At 70.9% G+C, this 20583-nt stretch carries 19 protein-coding genes; 8 read left to right on the top strand and 11 right to left on the bottom strand.

The features are described 5' to 3' along the window. The 3 genes from PLJ28_RS03560 to PLJ28_RS03550 form a co-directional block, all read right to left on the bottom strand. The coding region (locus PLJ28_RS03560; protein ID WP_324589884.1) for a biotin/lipoyl-containing protein at window positions 1-496 on the bottom strand (496 nt) is incomplete at its 3' end. 1 nt (window position 497) lies between these two features. Beyond that, window positions 498-1508 carry an alpha-ketoacid dehydrogenase subunit beta gene (locus PLJ28_RS03555; RefSeq protein WP_255459783.1) on the bottom strand — a complete coding sequence of 337 codons (1011 nt, stop codon included), beginning with the start codon at window positions 1506-1508 and terminating at the stop codon, window positions 498-500. A 182-nt stretch (window positions 1509-1690) separates the two neighbouring features. Then, entirely contained in the window at window positions 1691-2854 is a 1164-nt protein-coding gene (locus tag PLJ28_RS03550; protein ID WP_183529860.1) for a thiamine pyrophosphate-dependent dehydrogenase E1 component subunit alpha, read from the bottom strand. A 223-nt stretch (window positions 2855-3077) separates the two neighbouring features. Between PLJ28_RS03550 and PLJ28_RS03545 the strand changes: the two genes are divergently transcribed. Both PLJ28_RS03545 and PLJ28_RS03540 read left to right on the top strand, forming a co-directional pair. Then, the gene (locus tag PLJ28_RS03545) at window positions 3078-3527 is read left to right on the top strand and encodes an Lrp/AsnC family transcriptional regulator (RefSeq protein WP_183529862.1); all 450 of its coding nucleotides are present in this window, start codon (window positions 3078-3080) and stop codon (window positions 3525-3527) included. A gap of 101 nt (window positions 3528-3628) precedes the next feature. Further along, window positions 3629-4096, top strand: a complete 468-nt coding sequence (locus tag PLJ28_RS03540; protein ID WP_183529864.1) for a hypothetical protein — start codon at window positions 3629-3631, stop codon at window positions 4094-4096. A 66-nt stretch (window positions 4097-4162) separates the two neighbouring features. On the opposite strand, the gene PLJ28_RS03535 is transcribed toward PLJ28_RS03540, so the two are convergent. The 7 genes from PLJ28_RS03535 to paaA form a co-directional block, all read right to left on the bottom strand. Further along, window positions 4163-4999 carry a formate/nitrite transporter family protein gene (locus tag PLJ28_RS03535; RefSeq protein WP_183529866.1) on the bottom strand — a complete coding sequence of 279 codons (837 nt, stop codon included), beginning with the start codon at window positions 4997-4999 and terminating at the stop codon, window positions 4163-4165. 198 nt (window positions 5000-5197) lie between these two features. Continuing rightward, window positions 5198-6001 carry an enoyl-CoA hydratase/isomerase family protein gene (locus tag PLJ28_RS03530; protein WP_183529868.1) on the bottom strand — a complete coding sequence of 268 codons (804 nt, stop codon included), beginning with the start codon at window positions 5999-6001 and terminating at the stop codon, window positions 5198-5200. Window positions 6002-6099: 98 nt separating this feature from the next. Continuing rightward, window positions 6100-7275, bottom strand: coding sequence for a 1,2-phenylacetyl-CoA epoxidase subunit PaaE (gene paaE / locus PLJ28_RS03525; RefSeq protein ID WP_183529870.1), 1176 nt, complete (start codon window positions 7273-7275; stop codon window positions 6100-6102). Beyond that, on the bottom strand, window positions 7272-7778 hold the full coding sequence (gene paaD, locus PLJ28_RS03520; protein ID WP_183529872.1) for a 1,2-phenylacetyl-CoA epoxidase subunit PaaD: 507 nt from the start codon (window positions 7776-7778) through the stop codon (window positions 7272-7274). The genes paaE and paaD overlap by 4 nt, the downstream gene beginning before the upstream one ends. A 52-nt stretch (window positions 7779-7830) precedes the next feature. Then, window positions 7831-8703, bottom strand: coding sequence for a 1,2-phenylacetyl-CoA epoxidase subunit PaaC (gene paaC, locus PLJ28_RS03515; RefSeq protein WP_183529874.1), 873 nt, complete (start codon window positions 8701-8703; stop codon window positions 7831-7833). Next, a complete protein-coding gene (gene paaB / locus PLJ28_RS03510; protein ID WP_010144920.1) occupies window positions 8700-9014 on the bottom strand; it encodes a 1,2-phenylacetyl-CoA epoxidase subunit PaaB in 315 nt (104 codons plus the stop codon). Before paaB ends, paaC begins: the two co-directional genes overlap by 4 nt. After that, entirely contained in the window at window positions 9011-10000 is a 990-nt protein-coding gene (gene paaA, locus PLJ28_RS03505; RefSeq protein WP_010144918.1) for a 1,2-phenylacetyl-CoA epoxidase subunit PaaA, read from the bottom strand. The genes paaB and paaA overlap by 4 nt, the downstream gene beginning before the upstream one ends. Window positions 10001-10226: 226 nt before the next feature. On the opposite strand from paaA, the gene paaI reads away from it, so the two are divergent. The 3 genes from paaI (at window position 10227) to PLJ28_RS03490 (ending at window position 12758) form a co-directional block, all read left to right on the top strand. Beyond that, window positions 10227-10706: a hydroxyphenylacetyl-CoA thioesterase PaaI gene (gene paaI, locus PLJ28_RS03500; protein WP_255459779.1), complete on the top strand. Its 480-nt coding sequence runs from the start codon at window positions 10227-10229 to the stop codon at window positions 10704-10706. A gap of 55 nt (window positions 10707-10761) precedes the next feature. Continuing rightward, entirely contained in the window at window positions 10762-12081 is a 1320-nt protein-coding gene (locus tag PLJ28_RS03495) for a phenylacetate--CoA ligase family protein (protein ID WP_298043301.1), read from the top strand. Between the two features lie 62 nt (window positions 12082-12143). Next, the gene (locus PLJ28_RS03490) at window positions 12144-12758 is read left to right on the top strand and encodes a TetR/AcrR family transcriptional regulator (RefSeq protein ID WP_183529878.1); all 615 of its coding nucleotides are present in this window, start codon (window positions 12144-12146) and stop codon (window positions 12756-12758) included. An 80-nt stretch (window positions 12759-12838) separates the two neighbouring features. Here the strand turns inward: PLJ28_RS03490 and paaZ are convergent, their stop codons facing one another. Next, complete coding sequence (gene paaZ, locus PLJ28_RS03485; protein WP_010144914.1) at window positions 12839-14968, bottom strand: phenylacetic acid degradation bifunctional protein PaaZ; 2130 nt, start codon at window positions 14966-14968, stop codon at window positions 12839-12841. A gap of 194 nt (window positions 14969-15162) precedes the next feature. On the opposite strand from paaZ, the gene PLJ28_RS03480 reads away from it, so the two are divergent. Genes PLJ28_RS03480 through PLJ28_RS03470 form a run of 3 tightly spaced genes read left to right on the top strand, consistent with a single transcriptional unit; the run spans window position 15163 to window position 20533 of the window. Continuing rightward, window positions 15163-16752 carry a pyridoxal phosphate-dependent decarboxylase family protein gene (locus PLJ28_RS03480; protein WP_298043304.1) on the top strand — a complete coding sequence of 530 codons (1590 nt, stop codon included), beginning with the start codon at window positions 15163-15165 and terminating at the stop codon, window positions 16750-16752. Next, window positions 16749-18071 (top strand): lysine N(6)-hydroxylase/L-ornithine N(5)-oxygenase family protein, encoded by a 1323-nt coding sequence (locus PLJ28_RS03475; RefSeq protein WP_183529880.1) that lies wholly within the window; start codon window positions 16749-16751, stop codon window positions 18069-18071. Before PLJ28_RS03480 ends, PLJ28_RS03475 begins: the two co-directional genes overlap by 4 nt. Then, window positions 18068-20533 carry a GNAT family N-acetyltransferase gene (locus tag PLJ28_RS03470; protein ID WP_183529882.1) on the top strand — a complete coding sequence of 822 codons (2466 nt, stop codon included), beginning with the start codon at window positions 18068-18070 and terminating at the stop codon, window positions 20531-20533. Before PLJ28_RS03475 ends, PLJ28_RS03470 begins: the two co-directional genes overlap by 4 nt. The last annotated feature ends 50 nt before the right edge of the window (window positions 20534-20583 follow it).

The raw sequence follows: 20583 nt of genomic DNA, 5'->3' as shown, positions 1-20583 counted from the left end.
CCCTGGCCGCACCCCCGGGGGTGCCGTACCCGATCAGCACGTTGCCGGAGCCGCCATCGTCCTCGGCATCGGGGCCGCCCTCATCCGCGGCGACCACGCCGGCCTCGGCCGCCGCCTCCGGGTGCGCACCGGCCCGCTCCTCCTCGGTGTAGGACTGGGCTCCCTCCACGGGGACGGTCCCGGCCCAGTCGGCGTCAGTCGGGGCGGCCGCCGATCCGGCGGATCCGGGACCGGTGGCAGGAGCGCCCGGCCCGGTCCCGTCCTCCACGGACACCAGGGGTCTGCCCACGTCCAGCGTGGTGCCGGCCTCGGCGTGCAGCGTGGTGACGATGCCGCCGAAGGGGCTGGGCACCTCCACGAGCGACTTGGCCGTCTCCACCTCGACGATCGGCTGGTCCACGGCCACCCGGTCCCCGGCGGAGACGAGCCAGCGGATGATGTCGGCCTCGGTCAGGCCCTCTCCCAGGTCCGGGAGCAGGAACGTGCGGACAGTCATCTCAGTCCTCCCATTGCAGGTCGTCGACGGCGTCGAGGATGCGGTCCACCCCGGGCAGGAAGTGGTGCTCCAGCTTCGGCGCCGGGTAGGGGATGTCGAAGCCGGTCACCCGCAGGACGGGTGCGGCCAGTGAGTGGAAGCAGCGCTCCTGGACCCGGGCGGCGATCTCGGAGGCCACGGACGCGAAGCCGGACTCCTCGGAGATCACGATCGCCCGTCCGGTCCTGCGGACGGACTCGGACACGGTGGCGTCGTCGAACGGCACGATCGTGCGCACGTCCACCACCTCGAGCGAGCGCCCCTCCTCCGCCGCCGCGGCGGCCGCGGCCAGGGCGGTGGGCACGGAGGGACCGTAGGCGATCAGCGTGGCGTCGGTACCGGTGCGCGCGACGGCGGCCCCGCCGGACTCCACGGCCGCCCGCGGACCGGCGACGTCCGCGGCCCCGGACTCGTACTGCTCGCGCAGCGCGTCCAGGTCCACCCGGTCCTTGGAGAAGTACAGCTTCTTGGGCTCCATGAAGACGATCGGGTCATCGGAGTCGATGGCCGCGCGCAGCAGCAGGTAGGCGTCGGTCACGGTGGCCGGGGTGACGACCTTCAGCCCCGGGGTGTGCGCGTAGTACGCCTCGGAGGAGTCGCAGTGGTGCTCCACGCCGCCGATGCCCCCGGCGTACGGGATGCGGATGACGATCGGCATGGGCAGGGCCCCGCGGGTGCGGTTGGACATCTTGGCGATGTGCGAGGCGATCTGTTCGAACGCCGGGTAGGCGAAGGCGTCGAACTGCATCTCGATGACCGGGCGCATCCCGTTGATCGCCATCCCCACGCTCATCCCGGCGATCCCGGACTCGGCCAGCGGGGTGTCGAAGCAGCGGTCCGCGCCGAACCGGGCGGCCAGCCCGTCGGTGATGCGGAAGACCCCGCCGAGGGTGCCCACGTCCTCCCCGAAGACCACGACGCCGGCATCGGCCGACAGCGCATCGGCCAGGGCCGCGTTGAGGGCCTTGGCCATCGTGACCGGCCCGGCCGGGACCGGGGCGGCCGGGGACTCCGGCCGGGGCTGCGGGACGCCGGCGCCACCGGCCCGGGTGGTGGACTCCCGGGCGGCGTCCACGGCGACCGTGATCTCGCCGGTGTCCGGTCCGGTCTGGGCGCTGCCGGGCCGGGGGCCGGCGTCGGTGTTCTGGGTGGTGCTCATGATGCCTCCTCGCGGGAGAGTTCCTCGGCCAGCATCGCGGACTGCTCGGCCAGCTGGGGAGTGGGGACGGAATAGACGTGGGCGAACAGGTCCTGGGGGTCCGGGGTGCTCTCGCGGTTCATGCCCTCGCGCAGGGCGGTGGCGATGTCCTCGGCCTCCTGCTCGTAGCGGGACTGCAGCTCCTCGGTGAGCAGCCCGCGGTCGGTGAGGTAGGTGCGCATCCGCTTCACCGGATCCTTCGCCAGCCACTCCTGGACCTCGGCGTCCTCGCGGTAGCGGGTGGCGTCGTCGGCGTTGGTGTGCGCCTGGATCCGGTAGGTGTGGGCCTCCACCAGCAGCGGCCCGGCGCCGCCGCGGACCAGCCGGACACCGCGTTCGAGCACGGCCAGCAGGGCCACGAGGTCGTTGCCGTCCACCCGCTCGCCGGCCATGCCGTAACCCACCGCCTTGTGGGCCAGTGACGGGGCGACGGTCTGGCGGGCCAGCGGCACCGAGATGGCGTACTGGTTGTTCTGCACGAAGAAGATCACCGGCAGGTGGAAGACCGCGGCGAAGTTCAGCGCCTCGTGGAAGTCGCCCTCACTCGTGGCGCCATCCCCGCACAGGGCCACGACCACGGTGTCCTCCCCGCGCAACCGCGCGGCGTGCGCCACCCCGACGGCATGCAGCAGCTGGGTGGTCAGCGGCGTTGACTGGATGCCGACCTTGTGCTGCCGCGGGTCGAAGCCGCCGTGCCAGTCCCCGCGGAAGATCGTCATGGCCTCCACCGGGTCCACGCCGCGGGAGATCACGGCCACGGTGTCCCGGTAGGTGGGGAACAGCCAGTCCCCCTCCCCCAGGCAGGCGGCGGCGGCCACCTGGCAGGCCTCCTGGCCGTGGCTGGAGGGGTAGACCGCCATCCGGCCCTGGCGCACGAGCGCGGAGTTCTGGTCATTGATGCGCCGGCCGGCCACGAGGCGACGGTAGGCCTCGAGCAGGTCCTCATCGGCGGGGACCGGATAGTCATGGCCCGGCTCGGCGCCCTGCTCCTCGGTGGACAGGACCGTGCCGTCCTGGTCCACGATCCGGATCAGGTGGCGGGCCGGGAGCATGTAGTCCTCCGGCGTGATGCCGAAGCTGCGGGCAGCCTCGGCGATGTCGGTGCGGACGTCGTCGCTCATCGTTCCTCCTGGACGTTTCCCCGCCGGCGGGAGGCACATGCCTGTGCCCCAGCTCACGGCGGTAGTCACTTTGTACCCACCAGTGTGGAGGGAGTCGATGCTTCGTCGCCGCAATCCCGGCTGATCGTGGACAGATTGTCCAGACATGCATACTCTGGTGGATGCTTCGGGCTGCCGCCCGGGGTCCACGGAGCCGACGCTCCACGCTGACCGAGGAGGGACGATGGACAAGGTGCCAGCCCGGATCGACTCCGTGGACGAGCGCATCCTGGCCGAGCTGACGCGGGACGGCCGCCAGTCCGTGACCGCGCTCGCCCAGAAGGTCCACATCTCCCGAGCGCACGCCTACGCCCGGATCAACCGGCTGCAGGAGGAGGGCGTCATCACGCGCTACAGCGCCGTGGTGGACCCCGTCCGGGCCGGACTGCGCTCCTCCGCCTACGTCACGCTCAAGCTGCGCCAGCACGGCTGGCGGGAGGTGAAGGAGGCACTGTCCCGGATCCCGGAGGTGCACCACGTCAGCCTGGTCGGAGGCAACTTCGACGTCCTGCTGCTGGTCCGCGCGCGGGACAACCTGGACCTGCGCCGCGTGGTCTTCGACAACATCCAGCCGCTGCCGGCCGTGCTGGACACCACGACCTTCGTGATCTTCGAGGACATGGACACCCGCTGACCCTCAGTACCCTGTCCCCTGTATCACAGACCCGGGTGAAGTTGGCGACAAAACCCCGGGCCACCGCCGGAACAGACTGTTTGCAACTGTAATCTCGGGGTATGAAGTCGCCCGAAGCCCCTCGCCCGTCAGCAGCCCGGCGCGCCCCCCGGCGCGGCCGCCTGTCCATCAGCACCGCCCCTCCCGGGGCGCTGGGCGAGGACATCCTGCTGGCACGGCACGGAGACCGGATCGACCACTTCCGTCAGGACACCGACGGCGACCTGACCGTCGCGGTCCTGGACGACGGTGGCACGGACACCGCCCCCAACCGTCTCCACGGCGGCGCCGTGCACCTCAGCCCCGCGGACCGCACCCGGTTGCGCCTGGCCGAGCTGTCCTCGGACCGGCACGCGGCGACCCGGCGGGAGTTCAGGCTCCTGGCCAGGATCTCGATCGCGTGGCTCATCCTCTCCGTCGCCGCCTTCGCCCTCATGATGTGGGGCATGACCACGGTCCTGGAACCCGCCGACCTGGAGCTGATGATGTCCGGGTCCCTGGGGAGCACGCACGGACCCGCCGCCCCGTGACCCGGTCTCGGCTGGGGCCCTCCGGCCGCCGGCCGTGCCGGCCCCCGCTCGTGCCCGCCCCCGGTGTCACCGGCCGCGGGGGGCGTCCGGATCCGGTCCCGACTGGCGCCGGTAGTGCACCACGAGTTCCTTCGTCCTGACGATGCGCAGCGCCGTCACGAGGAGGATGCCGCCGAGCATGTTGAACACCGCGGTGTAGCCGAACCACCCCAGCCACTGCAGGACGGTGATGTCCGCCCCGGACTGCATGGCGCCGAAGATGAACATCGAGTCCAGGATCGAGTGGAAGAGCTGGAGCCCCGCCAGGAGGAAGCCACCGCCGATCGCCGCGACCACCCGGACCGCATCCGACGTGGTGCCCTTCTGCATCCGGGTCATCAGGGTGATCGTGCTGCCGCCGAGCAGGGCGAGGCAGGCGGTCTGCAGGGAGAAGGGGGCGTCGACGAAGTGGTGGGCCGCCTCCGCGATGGTGGACCTCCACTCGGGGAAGGCCTGCATCACCAGCCACATGAACACCCAGCCGCCCACGAGGTTGCTCACCAGGGTCACCGACCACAGCCTGAGCAGTTTCCAGATGCTGGCCTGGCGGGTGACCAGGGCCATGATCGGGATGTGGAAGTCCTCGGTGAACAGCTCGCTGTGTGCCAGCAGCACGGCGATCAGCCCGACGCTGAAGGCCAGCCCGGCGAGGAGGTGGCTGTCCGTCTCGTGCAGGACGGCCAGGTAGGCCATCACGCCGACGCCGACCTCCATCCCGCCGAACAGGCCGGTGATGACCACGGCACGGAACGTGCGGTGCAGGCGCTCGGCGCCCTCCTCCATCGTGCTCTCGAACGCCTCCTGCAGGTGCTCCTCGATGGCGAACTCGTTCTCGCCGAGCTCCCTACGCCTGTCCTCGCTCATGCGCCCTCACAGACGTGTCGGTGGTCATGGTCGGCCCGTCGCGACTCTACTGACCTGCGACTCTACTGACCCGCGGCACCATGACACAGCCCCCGCCCCCGGCGGCGGGGACGGGGGCGGGGGCCTGGACGACCGGGGGACAGAAGGCCCGGCCCCCCACCGGGGACCGGGCCATCGTGCGCGGTACGGCTCGGCGCGTCAGCGCGGCAGGGACGTCCCGGAGACCCCGCGGAACTCCGGCTTGCGCTTCTGCTGGAAGGCGGCGAAGCCCTCGGCGTAGTCCTCCGTGCCGCACAGGTCGGCCTGCGCCCGGTTCTCGGTCGCCATGGAGTCCCACAGGCCCAGTCGCTCGTCGCGGATCTGCGCCACGAGTCCCTTGGAGGCCACGAAGGCCCCCGTGGCCCCGCCGGCGACCTTCGCCACGATCGCCCGGGTGTCCTCGAGCAGCGACTCCGCCGGCATGGCGCGGGAGAACAGCCCGGAGGAGACCGCCTCGGCCCCGCTGATCAGCTCGGCGGTGTAGATCAGGTCCAGGGTGCGGTGGGTGCCCAGGCGCTCGGTGAACAGCCAGTGGCCGCCGGAGTCCAGGGTGGCGCCGAGGTTGGCGAACGGCGAGCCGATCTTGGCGTTCTCGGCCACGTAGACCACGTCCGTGGCGATCGCCAGGCCCAGCCCCACGCCCAGGCAGGCGCCCTGGACGGCGGCGAAGGTGGGCGCCGGGAAGGCGCTCATGGACTGCAGCAGCGGGGTGACCTTGTCCCCCAGGTAGCCCATCACGTCGTCGTCCGCGGGGGTGACCGCGGAGATGTCCCGACCGGCGCAGAACCCGCGCCCCTCACCGCGCAGCAGCAGGGCCCGCACCTCACCGCGGGAGGCGGCGGCAGCGGCGTCGTCGTAGGCCGCGCCCAGTTCGGCGATCGCCTCCTCGTTGAGGGCGTTCATCTTCTCGGGGGCGTTCAGGACCACTTCGGCGATCCCGTCGGCGATGGTCAGGTCGATCATGCGTGCCTCCTGGGCGGTGGGTGCGGGTATCAGGGCGGTGACGCCGGGCACGGACGACGCCGGCCCCGCCGGGATCGCGGCGGGGACGGCGTTCGGTGTCAGGCGTCGAAGCTGAGGACCAGCTTGTCCGAGGTGGGATGGGACTGGCAGGTCAGGACGTAGCCCTTCTCGACCTCGTCGGTCTCGAGGGCGTAGTTCTCGTCCATGTCCACGGAACCCTCCACGACCTTGGCGCGGCACGTGCCGCAGACGCCGCCGGCGCACGCGAACGGGACGTCCGGGCGGACGCGCAGGGCCGCGTTGAGCACGGTCTCGCGCTGGCCCTTGGGGGACTTCACCTCGCCCTGGAGCCCGTCCAGGGTGAAGGTGATGTCGAAGTTGTCGCCGGCCTCGTCCACCACGACCGGACGGCCAATGTGACCCTCCGGGCGGCCCTTCGTGGGGTCACCGGTGGTGAACAGCTCGAAACGGACCTTGTCCGAGTCCACGCCGAGCCCGGCCAGTTCGTCCCGGACCATCTGGACCAGCTCGAACGGGCCGCACAGGAACCACTCGTCCACGGTCTCCGGGCGGATGACGGTGGACAGCAGGGTGGACAGCTTCTCGTTGTCGATCCGGCCGGACAGCAGCGGAGAGATCCGCTGCTCGCGGGTCAGCACGTGGTGCAGCGCGAACCGGGACGGGTAGCGGTCCTTCAGGTCTGCCAGCTCCTCGAGGAACATGACGTCCATGGCGGCCTTGTTCGAGTAGACCAGGTCGAAGCTGACCTTCTCGTTGGCCGCCAGCACGGTCCGGGCGATCGCGATCACCGGGGTGATGCCGGAACCGGCGGCGAACGCCACGAAGGTGTGCTCGGTGTCGGTGTCGATCGACTCCGGGTCGTTGAGCCCGGTCATCTTGTGCTTGGAGATGAAGGCCCCGGCCGGGCTCATCACGTCCATCGTGTCCCCGGCGGCGAGGTTCTCGTTCGCCCACGTGGAGAAGATGCCACCCAGGTCCCTCTTGATGGCCACCCGGACCTCGCCCGGCCTCGGCTCGGCGCAGATGGAGTAGCTGCGGCGCACCTCGTGCAGGGTGCCGTCGGCGTCCGGCAGCTCCTTGCGCAGGGCCACGTACTGGCCGGGGGCGTAGTCGTACTCGTCCGCCAGCTCCTCGGGGACCGCGAAGGTCACCTCCACGGCGTCGGCCGTCAGGCGCCGGACCCCGGCCACCTCGAGCTCGTGGAAGGCCGCACGACGGCGTGCGGGGGCGGAATCGGTTTCAGTTGCAGTCATGAGAGCACCTTGAAGTAGTCGAAGGGTTCCAGGCAGTCCTTGCAGGAGTACAGCGCCTTGCAGGCCGTGGACCCGAAGCGGGAGATTTCGCGGGTGTTCAGCGAGTGGCAGCGAGGACACTTCACTGCCATGCCGAGGGTCACCGTGCCACGGTGTCCCTTGCCGGTGGGCGGGGCGATGCCGTACTCCTGGAGCTTGGCCTTGCCCTCCTCCGTGATCCAGTCCGTGGACCATGCCGGGGAGAGCACCAGGTCCACCCGCACCCTGTCGTACCCCGCCGCCTGGAACTCGGTCTTGAGGTCCTGGCCGATCACGTCCATCGCCGGGCACCCCGAGTAGGTCGGGGTGATGGTCACGACGACGGTGCCGTCGCGGTCCGCGGTGACGTCGCGCAGGATCCCGAGGTCGGCGATGGTGAGCACCGGGATCTCGGGGTCGGTCACCTTCGAGGCGATCTCGTACAGCCGGCTGGTGCCGGCGGTGGGGGTGGGGATGGTGGTCATGGTGCTTCCTCCGTCTTCACGGTTCGGCGGTGATGCGGGGACGGGCAGCGGGTTACCAGGTCGCCCCGGGGTGCTTCCGCGCCAGGACCTGCATCTCCGCCAGGATGTAGCCCAGGTGCTCGGAGTGCTCGCCGCGACGGCCGTAGGCCATCGCGAACGGGACCTCGGGCACGGAGAGCTCCGCACGCCCGAGTATGTCGGTGAGCCGGGCGGTCCACTCCTCGCGCAGCGTGGACGGGCGCGGGGCGATGCCCTCGAGCTCGTCGTACAGCGGCTCGTCCTGGAACAGCTCGTCGACGTACGGCCACAGCTTCTCCAGCGCGCGGCGCATCCGGCGGGCCGATTCCTCGGTGCCCGAGCCCAGGCGCAGGGTCCACAGCTCGGCGTGCTCGAGGTGGTAGTCGACCTCCTTGAGCGCCTTGGCCGCGATGGCGGACAGGGTCCCGTCCGAGGACTCCAGCAGGCGGGTGTACACCATGTGCTGGTAGATGCTCAGGAACAGGGCCCGGACGATCGTCTCGGCGAAGTCGCCGTTCGGCTGCTCGACGAGGTGGACGGAGGTGAACTCCTCCTCCTCGCGCCAGTAGGCCAGGTCGTCCTCGGTCTTGTCCCACTTCTTGCCGGCGTAGGTCAGGAAGGAGCGGGCGTGGCCGAGCTGGTCCAGGGTGATGTTGCCGAGGGCGATGTCCTCTTCCAGCTCCGGGGCACGCGAGACCCAGTGGGCCATGCGCTGGGAGTAGATGAGCGCGTCATCGCCCAGCCGCAGGGCGTACTGGGCGATCGCCTCGGTCGCCGGGGCGGTGTCCTGCAGCGCGATGTCCTCGGGGCGCAGGGCGTTGCCCGGGGTGACGCGCGTGGCCGAGGCGGTGGCGTCGCCGAAGCTGTCCAGGCTGTGGTCCGTGGTCTGGCCGGAGGGAGCGCTCACAGGTGCTTCACCCCTTCGCTCTTGGTGTAGTACGTGGCGTGACGGTAGTCCTTGCCCTTGGGCGACTCGAACATGGCGTCCTTGGCGTCCGGATCCGAGGTCAGGATGTCCTCGGAGCGCACGACCCACAGGGACACGCCCTCGTTGCGGCGGGTGTAGAGGTCCCGGGCGTTGCGGACGGCCATCTCGGCGTCCGGGGCGTGCAGGGAGCCGGCGTGCACGTGGGACAGGCCGCGCGAGGAACGCACGAAGACCTCCCACAGGGGCCAGCCGGCGGACGATCCGTTGTTCGACGTGTTGCTCATGGTCATGCCACCTGTTCCTTCATCTGCTGCTTACGGGCGTAGGCGGACGCGGCCTCGCGGACCCAGGCGCCCTCTTCGTGCGCCTCGCGGCGACGGGCCATGCGCTGGGAGTTGCAGGGGCCGCCGCCCTTGATGACCCGGTTGAACTCGTCCCAGTCCAGCTCCATGTGGATCCACTGGCCGGTCTCCTCGTCATAGCGGAGCTCCGGGTCCGGCAGGGTGAGGCCGAGGACCTTGACCTGCTCGGCGATCATGCCGACGAAGCGCTGGCGCAGGTCGTCGTTCGAGAAGCGCTTGACGTTCCAGGCCATGGACTGCTTCGAGTTCGGGGAGTCGTTGTCCGAGGGGCCGAACATCATCAGGGCCGGGGCGTAGAAGCGGTTGATCGCGTCCTGGGCCATCTTCTTCTGGGCCTCGGTGCCGTTGGCCAGCTCGAGCAGGATCTCGAAGCCCTGGCGCTGGTGGAAGGACTCCTCCTTGCAGATGCGCACCATGGCGCGACCGTAGGGGCCGTAGGAGGCGCGGCACAGCGGGACCTGGTTGGCGATCGCGGCGCCGTCGACGAGCCAGCCGATCGCACCCATGTCCGCCCAGGTGCGCGCCGGGTAGTTGAAGATCGAGGAGTACTTGGCGCGGCCGGACATCAGCTGATCGTTCAGGGTGTCGCGGTCCGTGCCGAGGGTCTCGGTGGAGCTGTACAGGTAGAGGCCGTGACCGGCCTCGTCCTGGACCTTGGCGATCAGGATGGACTTGCGCTTCAGGCTCGGGGCGCGGGTGATCCAGTTCGCCTCCGGCTGCATGCCGATGATCTCGGAGTGCGCGTGTTGGCTCATCTGCCGGGTCAGGGACTTCCGGTAGGCCTCCGGCATCCAGTCACGGGGCTCGATCCGGGAGTCCTGCTCGATGATCGCGTCGAAGCGCCGCTGGCCCGCCTCGTCCTCGGGGGACAGGACGGCGCTCAGGTGCCCGCCGCTCGTCGTCTGTTCGGCCATGGTGCCCACCTCATTCTCTGGAGTGTCGGCGCTGGCAGGAGAATCGCCGCGCGCCGTGGTCAGGTCAGGTCAGTCGCGCTCATATTTACTGACCGCTCGTTCAGTATATATACACCACCTGTGACCCCGTCAACAGCCCCGGGCCGGATCGGTGCTTCACAACTTGACCCACATCACATTCTAGGATTACCTAATGATCGTTCGGTAAAGAAAGTTGGGAGCGCGCATGACCACGCCTGGCACCGCCACGGAAGTAGCGTCCGAGAGTCCGTCCCCCGCGGCCCGCCCCCTGGGCGAGCACCATGCCGTCCTGGCCGGGGACCACGCCAGCGAGTGGATGGGGATCGGGGTGGAGGCCGTCACGGACGGACACGCCACCATCACCATGACCCTGCGCCCGGAGATGCTGAACGGCTTCGGGATCGCCCACGGCGGCATGATCTTCGCCTTCGCCGACTCGGCCTTCGCGATGGCCTGCAACCCGCCCGAGGGCTCGGACGAGACGATGACGGTGGCCTCCGGGGTGGACATCAACTTCCTCAAGCCCGGCATCCCGGGCCGGTTGCTGACCGCGGTGGCGAACCGCCGTCAGCAGTCGGGCCGCAGCGGGATCTACGATATCCAGGTCCTGCAGTCCCTGCCCGGGGGCGGTACCGAGGTGATCGCCGAGTTCCGCGGCCGGTCACGCACCGTGGCCGCCCGCTGAGCCCCTCCCCCACCCCTGAAGAACACCCCACACCCCAGCACGAGTAAGGCCTTCGATGACTGAGACCCTGACCACCCAAGAATCGACCGCGGGACTGGATCCCGAGGAGACCATGAGCCGCGACCAGATCGAGTCGCTGCAGCTGGAGCGCCTCCAGCACACGGTCGCCTACGCCTACGACCGCGTCCCCCTGTACAAGGAGAAGTACGACGCCGTCGGCGTGCACCCCTCCGACCTCAAGGAGCTCTCGGACCTGGCCAAGTTCCCCTTCACGGACAAGGAGGACCTGCGCAAGACCTACCCCTTCGGCATGTTCGCCGTCCCGCAGCCGGAGGTCGCCCGGATCCACGCCTCCTCGGGCACCACCGGCCGCGCCACCGTCGTCGGCTACACCAAGCAGGACCTCACCGACTGGGCCAAGCTCGGCGCCCGGTGCATGCGCCTGTCCGGGATCCAGCGGGGCTGGAAGGTCCACAACGCCTACGGCTACGGGCTGTTCACCGGCGGCATGGGCGCCCACGCCGCGGCGGAGTACCTGGGCACCACCGTGATCCCGATGTCCGGCGGCCAGACCGAGAAGCAGATCACCCTGATCAACGACTTCAAGCCGGACGCCATCCTGTGCACCCCGACCTACCTGCTGACCATCGGCGACGCCATGCAGCGCATGGGCCTGGACCCGCGGCAGACCTCCCTGAAGGTCGGCGTCCTCGGCGCCGAGCCGTGGACCGAGGAGATGCGCCACGAGCTCGAGCAGATGTTCGACATCCACGCGTGTGACATCTACGGCCTGTCCGAGGTCATGGGCCCCGGCGTGGCCGGTGAGTCCTACCGCACCAAGGACGGCTGCCACATCTGGGAGGACCACTTCCGCCCGGAGATCCTGGACCCCTTCGACGAGACCAAGGTCCTCGGCGACGGCGAGCCCGGCGAGCTCGTGTTCACCGCGCTGACCAAGCAGGCCCTGCCGATCATCCGGTACCGCACCCACGACCTGTCCCGCCTGCTGCCGGGCACCGAGCGTCCGGGCCACCGGCGCATGGGCCGGATCACGGGCCGCTCGGACGACATGATCATCCTGCGCGGGGTGAACGTGTTCCCGAGCCAGATCGAGGAGCTGGCCCTGAAGGTCGAGGGCCTCTCGCCGCACTTCCAGCTCGAGATCACCCGCCCGGGCCGCATGGACCAGCTGGCCGTGAAGATCGAGCGCCGCGTCGACTGCACCTCCGACCGCGCCGTCGCGGCCGCGAGCGAACTGCAGAAGCTCATCAAGATCCACGTCGGCTCCTCGTGCCAGATCGACGTGGTGGACCCGGAGTCCCTGCCCCGCTCGGTGGGTAAACTGAAGCGGATCCACGACCTCCGCAACCTCTGATCACCGCGTCCCCCGGGAACCCACACGGTCCCCGGGGGACGACTGTTCCCAAGGAGCAACCAGTGCCCACCGCGCCCAAGACCACCGCCACACCCCGGCGGGGCCGGCCCGGATACGACCAGGAATCCGTCCTGCAGGTCGCCGTCCAGGTGTTCAACCGCCACGGATACGACGCCACGTCGATGGGCATGCTCGCCGACGAGCTCGGCGTCAGCAAGTCGGCGATCTACCACCACGTGCCCTCCAAGGGGGACCTGCTGCGACTGGCCCTGGACGAGGCACTGGTCCCCCTCGAGGCGATCGGCCAGCACGAGCAGGCCCTCACGGGCACCTCGATCCAGCGCCTGGAGTTCATGCTGCGCTCGACCATCCGCGTGCTGATCGAACGCCAGCCCTACGTGACCCTGCTGCTGCGCCTGCGCGGCAACACCGAGATCGAGCGCCAGGCGCTCGAGCGCCGCCGGTCGGTGGACCGCAAGGTCACCGAGCTGATGATCACCGCGCAGCAGGACGGGAAGGTGCGCGCCGACATCGAGCCCCGGACCACCACCCGGCTGATGTTCGGCATGATCAACTCCCTCGTGGAGTGGTACCGGCCCGACGGGCCGGCCACCCCCCAGGAGGTCGAGGAGAACGCGATCGCGATGATCGTGGACGGACTGCGCGCCCGCGACTGAGCGCCGTCTCGCCCACGGCAGAGGCCGCCTCCCCAGACGGGGAGGCGGCCTCTCTCATGAGCCGAGGTGGCCCGACGGGGTCAGTCGGTCCAGTTCTTGTAGGTGACGTCTTCCTTCTCCACCAGGGTCAGGACGTCGTAGGTCGCCACGATCTCATCCTTCTGGTTGTGGATGATGGCGTCCCAGGCCACCTCGCCGTACTCGTCGGTCACGCGCGGGGTGATCTTCTTGGCGGTCAGCGTGATCCGGATGGAGTCCCCGGCGGCCACCGGGGTGATGAACCGCAGGTTCTCCAGGCCGTAGTTGGCCAGCACCGGGCCCGGCGCCGGTTCCACGAAGAGCCCGGCGCCCCAGGCCACGAGCAGGTAGCCGTGCGCCACGGTGCCCGGGAAGAACGGGTTGGCCTCGGCGGCCTTCGGGTTCACGTGGGCGTAGAAGGTGTCCCCCGTGGTGTTCGCGAAGGCGGTGATGTCCTCCTGGGTGACCTGGCGCAGGTCGGAGGCCAGTGCGTCGCCGATGCGCAGCTCGGCCAGGGACTTGCGGAACGGGTGCACGTTGCCCGGTTCCGCGCCGTAGGCCTCCGAACCGGCGATCTGCCGGTCCGCACCGGTCTGCCAGACGCCGGTGACGGCGGTCAGCAGGTTCGGGGAACCCTGCAGGGCCGTGCGCTGCATGTGGTGCTTGACGGAACGGACGCCGCCGAGCTCCTCGCCACCGCCGGCGCGGCCCGGTCCGCCGTGGACCAGGTGCGGGACAGGCGAGCCGTGGCCGGTGGAGGTCTTGGCGGTCTCGCGGTTGAGCAGGTGCACACGCCCGTGGTGACCGGCGATCCCGACGGTCACCTCGCGGGCCACCTCCGGGTCGTTGGTGCAGACGGTGGCGACGAGCGAGCCGGAGCCGCGGGCGGCCAGGCGCACGGCGTCGTCCAGGTCGGTGTAGCCGATCAGGGAGGTCACTGGACCGAAGGCCTCACGGGAGTGGACCACCTCGTTCTCCGCGTCCGCCCAGGTCAGCAGCACCGGGGACATGAAGGCCCCGTCCTTCACCACGGCGTCCTCACCGCTGGCGGTGCGCACCGTGGGTGCGTCCAGGCTGCCGTAGGCGAGCTCGCCTCCGGCGGCGAGCATGTCCTCGACGGCGCCGCGCACGTCCTGGAGCTGTGCCAACGAGGCGAGCGCGCCCATGGTCACGCCCTCGGCGCGCGGGTCACCCACGACCACGCGCTGCTCGATCCGGGCCGCGATCGCCGAGGCCACGGCCTCGCGCTGGGCCTCGGGAACAATGGTGCGGCGGATCGCGGTGCACTTCTGGCCGGCCTTGACGGTCATCTCGGTGACCACGGCCTTGACGAAGGCCTCGAATTCGGGGGTGCCCTCCACGGCGTCGGGGCCGAGGATGGCCGCGTTGAGCGAGTCGGTCTCGGCGGAGAACCGGACGCCGCCGGAGATGACGTTCGGGTGGGACTTCAGGGACTGGGCGGTGGTCGCGGAGCCGGTGAAGAGCATCATGTCCCGGTAGTCCATGACGTCCAGCAGGCCCCGGGCGGAACCGGAGATCAGCTGCAGGGAACCGGCCGGCAGGATCCCCGAGTCGACCATCAACCGCACCGCGGCCTCGCTGACGTACCCGGTGGGGGTGGCGGGCTTGACCACGGTCGGCACGCCGGCGATGAACGCTGGGGCGAACTTCTCGAGCATGCCCCAGACCGGGAAGTTGAACGCGTTGACCTGCACGGCCACGCCCGGGATGCGGGTGTAGACGTGCGTGCCGATGAAGGAGCCGTCCTTGGACAGCGGCTCGATCCCGCCGTCCTGGATGACGTTGGAGTTCGGCAGTTCACGGCGGCCCTTCGAGGAGAAAGTGAACAGCACGCCGATGCCACCGTCGATGTCCACCATGTTGTCCACCTTCGTGGCACCGGTGCGGTGGGACAGCTCGTAGAGGTCCTTGCGGTGCTCGTTGAGGTAGAGGGCCAGCTCCTTGAGCTTGAGGGCGCGCTCATGGAGGGTCAGCTTCCCCAGTTCGCGCTGGCCGACGGTCCGGCCGTGCTCCAGGACGGCGCCGAGGTCGAGGCCCTCCGCGCCGTACCGGGCGAGGGTCTCACCGGTGCTGGCATCGAGGACGTCGGTGGTCCGGGAGTCGGCCCCGGGGGTCCACCACTCGTCGAGGACGTAGCTGGGGACGGTGGGCGCGGCGGTCTGCGTGGTCATCCGGGCACTACCTTTCTGAACGATCGGTCAGTATTGCGTCCACCCTAACAGGATGGTGGCGCAGCGCACAGCGATTTCTCCCCTGCCGACCCTCCCGCGCCACCCTGTCCATATGGCCAGTTGAATTAGAGCCTATCGGTGTGCGTTTAATGGTCCAGCCTTAGGTAAGGCTAACCTCACTTGGAAGGACCACCATGACCTCCACCAGTTCAGCCGTCCGCCGGGATCCGCCGTCGGGGACCGGGGCCGGTCCTTGCACCGGCCGGGATCCCGGGGCTCCGCCGCCGTCGCGGGCCAGCCCGGCAGCCGCGAGCGTGCTCCTGTCCGGGGACACCGCCGGGGACTTCCTCCGGGACCACGGCGCGGCGGCACTGCTGGCCGCGGAGGCCCTCGTCCGGGCTCCGGGCCCCACCACGGGTCCCGCCGCCGACGACCTCGAGAGCAGGCTCGACGGCGTCGACCTGAAGGTGCCGCTCGGCTCGACCGAGGCCGCCCTCGAGGAGGCGGTGGCGCTCTACCTGGACGACGCGGTGTACTTCCACCACCCGCGCTACGCGGCGCACCTCAACTGCCCGGTGGCCGTGCCCGCCGTGGCGGCCGAGGCCTGGGTCAGCAGCATCAACTCGTCCATGGACACCTGGGACCAGTCCGCCGGCGCCACGTTCATCGAACGGCGCCTCGTGGACTGGGCCGCCTCGCTGGCGGGGCTGGGCGCGGAAGCGGACGGGATCTTCGGCAGCGGGGGGACACAGTCGAACCTGCAGGCCCTGCTGATGGCCCGCAACCGTGCGGTGGCCACCCTCCCGGGCCCCCTCCCCGAACGGTTGCGGGGACTGCGGGTCTACGCCTCGCAGGAGAGCCACTTCAGCATCGTGCGCTCTGCGTCCCAGCTGGGACTCGGCGCGGAGGCGGTGGTGGGCATCCCCGTGGACGGCGACCACCGCATGGACCCGGTGGCCCTGGAACGCGCGATCGCCCGCGACCTCGCCCAGGGCCTTCGCCCCCTGGCCGTCGTCGCCACGGCCGGCACCACCGACTTCGGCGCGATCGACCCGCTGGCCGCCTCCGCCGGGGCCGCCCGGGCCGCCGGCGCCTGGTTCCACGTCGACGCGGCCTACGGCTGCGGGCTGCTGGCCTCGCCGACGCGCCGCCACCTGCTGGACGGCATCGAGCTGGCGGACTCGGTGACCGTCGACTTCCACAAGTCCTTCTTCCAGCCCATCGGGTCCAGCGCCCTGCTGGTCCGGGACGGGGCACGGTTCGCGCACATCACCCACCACGCCGACTACCTGAATCCGGGCCGGGACCCCGCCAGCCCGAACCAGGTGGACAAGTCGCTGCAGACCACCCGCCGCTTCGACGCGCTCAAGCTCTGGGTCACTCTGCGCTCCGTGGGCCACGAGGCCCTCGGCGCCATGTTCGACGCGACGCTCGACCTCGCGGCCGACGCCGGCCGGCAGGTCGAGGCGTGCCCCGGACTGGCCCTGGCCGCTCCCGTGCACCTGGGCATGGTCGTCTTCCGCTACGAGCCGGAGCTGGATCCGGGGCCGTGGGCCCCGGGAGAGGCCCCCGGGCCGGCAGCGGTCGACGAGCTCAACGACGCGATCCGCGGGGCCCTCTACCGCTCGGGCGAGGCCATGGTCGCCGCCACCACCGTCGGGGGCCGGCGTCACCTCAAGCTGACCCTGCTCAATCCCCGCACCACGTCCGCGGACGTCGCCGGGATCCTGGCCGGGATCGTCCGGCACGGCCGGGCCCTCACCCCCGCGGAGGTGACGGCATGAGCACCCATGACGTGATCGCCGTCGGCGCCGGGCCGTTCAACCTCGGCTTCGCCGCACTGGCGGTGCCCGCCGGGCTCGATGCCGTGGTCCTGGAGTCGCGGGAGGGACCGCAGTGGCATCCGGGCATGATGCTCGAGGGCACCCACCTGCAGGTCCCCTTCCTGGCCGACCTGGTGACCCTCGCCGACCCCACCCACCCGCTGTCCTTCCTGGCCTTCCTGAAGGAGTCCGGGCGCCTGTACCCCTTCTACATCCGGGAGGACTTCCACGCGCTGCGCTCGGAATACTCCCGCTACCTGGCCTGGGCCGCACACCGGCTGCCGGTGCGCTACGGCCACCGGGTCGTCGCCGTCGAGCACGACGGCGACGCCTACCGGGTCACCGCGCACACGCCCGACGGGCCCCGGACCCTGCGGGGCCGGAACCTGGTGCTGGGCACCGGCACGGATCCCCTCCTGCCCGACGCCGTCCCCGCCGCCCTGCGCGAGGACCCGCGCGTCGTGCACTCCTCCGGCTACCTCCCCGCCCGGGAGCGCCTCGCGGAGGCCGGCCGCATCGCGGTCGTGGGCAGCGGGCAGAGCGCCGCCGAGGTGTTCGCGGACCTGCTGGGCCGCCCGGGGCAGGACCGGCACGTGGAATGGCTCACCCGCTCGCCGAGGTTCTTCCCCCTGGAGTACACGAAGCCCACGCTGGAGATGACCTCCCCGGACTACGTGGACCACTTCACCTCCCTGCCCCAGCAGGTCCGGGACCGGCTGGGTGCCTCGCACGCACCGCTGTACAAGGGAGTCAACGCCGAGCTGCTCGACCGCATCTACGACATGCTCTACGAGGCCAGCGTCCACGGACCGGCTCCGGCCACCCTGCGGACCTCGACCGCCCTGGAGGACGTGCGGGAGGACGCGGGCCGGCTGCGACTGACCCTGCGCCACGCCGACGACGGCGGGGTGCACGGCACGACCGTCGACGCCCTCGTGCTGGCCACCGGGTACGGCTACCGGGAACCCCGGTTCCTGCGGGGCATCGAGGACCGCCTGTCCCGGTTGCCGGACGGCCGGTGGGACGTGGACCGCGGTTACGGCATCGGGGTGCACGGCGACGTGTTCGTCCAGAACGCCGAACTGCACACCCACGGGTTCACGGCCCCGGACCTCGGCATGGGCGCGTACCGCAATTCCGTCCTCGTCAACCGCCTGGCGGGGCGGGAGCACTACGCCGTCGAGGACCGGATCGCCTTCCAGGCGTTCGGCTCCCCCGGTGCCGAGAACCTCACCACACCCACCCGATCGACCGCCATCCTCGAGGAGGCACTGCGATGACCAGCCCGACAGCCACGGGGGACCACCGGCCCCGGTTCACGTTCCGTCCTGTCCGCCCCGACGCGGACGCCGCGCTCCTGCACTCCTGGCTGGCCACGCCGCGGGCCCGGTTCTGGGGCATGGAGTGCGCCGGCGAGGCGGAGGTCCGGGCCGAGCACGAGCGGATCGCGGCCGATCCGCATCACGCCGCGCTGCTGGCCCTGGACGGTCGACGAGACGGCCTGCCGGCCTTCCTGCTGGAGACCTACGACCCGGCCCACTCGGTGCTGGCCGGCCGCTACCCCTGGCGTCACGGTGACGCCGGGCTGCACCTGTTGCTCCCCCATCCGGCCGGCGCCGGGGGCCCCGAGGCCGGTTTCAGCGCCGCCGCGATGGACGCGGCCCTGGCACACCTCTTCGCCGACCCCGCCGTGGTGCGCGTCGTGGTGGAACCGGACGCCCGCAACACGGCGATCCAGGCGCTCAACGCCCGGTGTGGGTTCCGTCCGGCCGGGCGCGTGGAGCTGCCCGCCGCCGATGGCGCCCCGGCCAAGACGGCCCAGCTCTCGTACTGCACGCGGGTGGACTTCGCCGCGGCGACGGGGCGTCCCAGCGGTGCGGTGCCCCACCTCAACCCGGAACGCTGGGCTGCGGCGAACCGCCACGTGACCGCCAAGGCCATCGCGGAGTTCTCGCACGAGCGCCTCCTGGCCCCCGGCCCCGACCCGGCCACCGGTGACGACCCGGCCGGGCAGCGGTGGGTCCTGCACGGCCCCGGGGTGCGCTACCGCTTCCGGGCCCGTCGCCACGCGCTGGAGCACTGGGACCTCGACCCCGGGTCACTGACCTGCGAGGAACGGGTCCCGGCCGGGGCGCAGGACGGGACCGGCGCCCCGGACGGCACCGCCTGGCACCCGGCCGCGCCGGACGCCCAGCGCTTCATCACGGCGTTCCGGGAACCCCTGGGCATCTCGGACCGGCAGTTGCCCGTGTACCTGGAGGAGGTCGGCAGCACACTCGCCTCGCACTGCTACAAGCAACTGCACTCCACCGCCACGGCGGAGGAACTCGCGGCCGGCACCGGGGACCCGCTGGCGGACTTCCAGCGGATCGAGGCCGCCATGACCGAGGGGCATCCCTGCTTCGTGGCGAACAACGGCCGGCTCGGCCTGGGCGCCGAGGACTACCTGGACCTGGCGCCCGAGACGGGATCGGCGATCCGGCTCGAGTGGGTCGCGGCCCACAGCTCCCGGGCCCGGTTCTCGGCCGTGGAGGGGCTCGACCTGGACTCCCTGCTCGAGGCCGAGCTGGGACCGGAGCAGCGGGCGGTGTTCCGGCGCCGCCTCGTCGAGGCCTGCCACCGCACGGGGCTGGACCCGGACGACTTCCTCCCGCTGCCGGTGCACCCCTGGCAGTGGCGCAACCGCCTGGCCGTCACGTTCGCCGGGGATGTCGCCACGGGCCACCTCGTCCATCTCGGCCCCTCCGCGGACCTGTACCAGCCGCAGCAGTCCATCCGGACCTTCATGAACCGGACCGCTCCGGGACGTCATTACGTGAAGACGGCCCTGTCCGTGCTCAACATGGGGTTCCTGCGCGGCCTGTCCGCGGCGTACATGGACGCCACGCCGGCGATCAACGACTGGCTGGCCGGGCTGTTCGCCGACGATCCCGAGCTGGACCCGTCCCGGGTCCAGCTGTTGCGGGAGACGGCCGCCGTCGGGTACTCGAACCCGTTGTTCCACGCGGCCACGGACCGGCACTCGGCCTACCGCAAGATGCTCGCCGCCCTGTGGCGGGAGTCCCCGGCCGAGCGCATCGGGCAGGGCGAGGCCCTGGCCACCATGGCCTCGCTGCTGCACGTGGACGCCCGGGGCACACCCTTCGTGGCCGCCCTCGTCCGGCGCTCGGGGCTGGAGACGGCCGACTGGCTGGAGCGCTATCTCGAGGCCTACCTCGTGCCGATCGTGCACTGCCTGGTCCGCCACGACCTGGTGTTCATGCCCCACGGGGAGAACGTGATCCTGGTGCTGCGGGACGGTGTCCCGGTGCGGGTGCTGCTCAAGGACCTGGCCGAGGAGGTCGCCGTGCTGGGCGAGCGCACCCTGCTGCCGGAGGTCGTCCGCCGCCTGCGCGCCGAGGTGGACCCCGAGGACCACGGCCTGTCCATCCTGACGGACGTCGTGGACTGCTTCCTGCGGTTCCTGGCCCCGTTGCTCGTGCGCGAGGGGCTCATCACCGAGGAGGGCTTCTGGGCCGTGGTGGCCTCGCGGCTGACGGCGTACCGGGCCCGGCACCCCGAGTCCGCGGACCGTTTCGACTCCCTGCGCCTGCTGGAGCCCACCTTCCGGCTGTCCTGCCTGAACCGCCTGCAATTGCGCAACAACCAGCAGATGGTGGACCTGGCGGATCCGGCCGGCTCGCTCGCCTACGCCGGGGAGCTGGACAACCCCCTGGCCGCGGCGGCCGCCGTGCGTTCCTAGCGGGGCGGGAGCCGAGGACGACCGTGGCCCGGACCGTGATGGTCCGGGCC

Origin of the sequence: Citricoccus sp. (assembly GCF_035445025.1) — a bacterium.
GTDB lineage: Bacteria > Actinomycetota > Actinomycetes > Actinomycetales > Micrococcaceae > Citricoccus.
Note: the sequence above shows the minus strand (reverse complement) of the source record. Positions and strands in the feature narration are given on the sequence as shown.

Excerpts from the sequence above, each read along its gene's own strand:
- PLJ28_RS03555 (WP_255459783.1), bottom strand. The coding sequence starts at position 1,508 with ATGGCCAAGGCCCTCAACGCGGCCCTGGCCGATGCGCTGTCGGCCGAT.
- PLJ28_RS03550 (WP_183529860.1), bottom strand. The coding sequence starts at position 2,854 with ATGAGCGACGACGTCCGCACCGACATCGCCGAGGCTGCCCGCAGCTTC.
- PLJ28_RS03545 (WP_183529862.1), top strand. The coding sequence starts at position 3,078 with ATGGACAAGGTGCCAGCCCGGATCGACTCCGTGGACGAGCGCATCCTG.
- PLJ28_RS03540 (WP_183529864.1), top strand. The coding sequence starts at position 3,629 with ATGAAGTCGCCCGAAGCCCCTCGCCCGTCAGCAGCCCGGCGCGCCCCC.
- PLJ28_RS03535 (WP_183529866.1), bottom strand. The coding sequence starts at position 4,999 with ATGAGCGAGGACAGGCGTAGGGAGCTCGGCGAGAACGAGTTCGCCATC.
- PLJ28_RS03530 (WP_183529868.1), bottom strand. The coding sequence starts at position 6,001 with ATGATCGACCTGACCATCGCCGACGGGATCGCCGAAGTGGTCCTGAAC.
- paaE (WP_183529870.1), bottom strand. The coding sequence starts at position 7,275 with ATGACTGCAACTGAAACCGATTCCGCCCCCGCACGCCGTCGTGCGGCC.
- paaD (WP_183529872.1), bottom strand. The coding sequence starts at position 7,778 with ATGACCACCATCCCCACCCCCACCGCCGGCACCAGCCGGCTGTACGAG.
- paaB (WP_010144920.1), bottom strand. The coding sequence starts at position 9,014 with ATGACCATGAGCAACACGTCGAACAACGGATCGTCCGCCGGCTGGCCC.
- paaA (WP_010144918.1), bottom strand. The coding sequence starts at position 10,000 with ATGGCCGAACAGACGACGAGCGGCGGGCACCTGAGCGCCGTCCTGTCC.
- paaI (WP_255459779.1), top strand. The coding sequence starts at position 10,227 with ATGACCACGCCTGGCACCGCCACGGAAGTAGCGTCCGAGAGTCCGTCC.
- PLJ28_RS03495 (WP_298043301.1), top strand. The coding sequence starts at position 10,762 with ATGACTGAGACCCTGACCACCCAAGAATCGACCGCGGGACTGGATCCC.
- paaZ (WP_010144914.1), bottom strand. The coding sequence starts at position 14,968 with ATGACCACGCAGACCGCCGCGCCCACCGTCCCCAGCTACGTCCTCGAC.
- PLJ28_RS03480 (WP_298043304.1), top strand. The coding sequence starts at position 15,163 with ATGACCTCCACCAGTTCAGCCGTCCGCCGGGATCCGCCGTCGGGGACC.
- PLJ28_RS03475 (WP_183529880.1), top strand. The coding sequence starts at position 16,749 with ATGAGCACCCATGACGTGATCGCCGTCGGCGCCGGGCCGTTCAACCTC.
- PLJ28_RS03470 (WP_183529882.1), top strand. The coding sequence starts at position 18,068 with ATGACCAGCCCGACAGCCACGGGGGACCACCGGCCCCGGTTCACGTTC.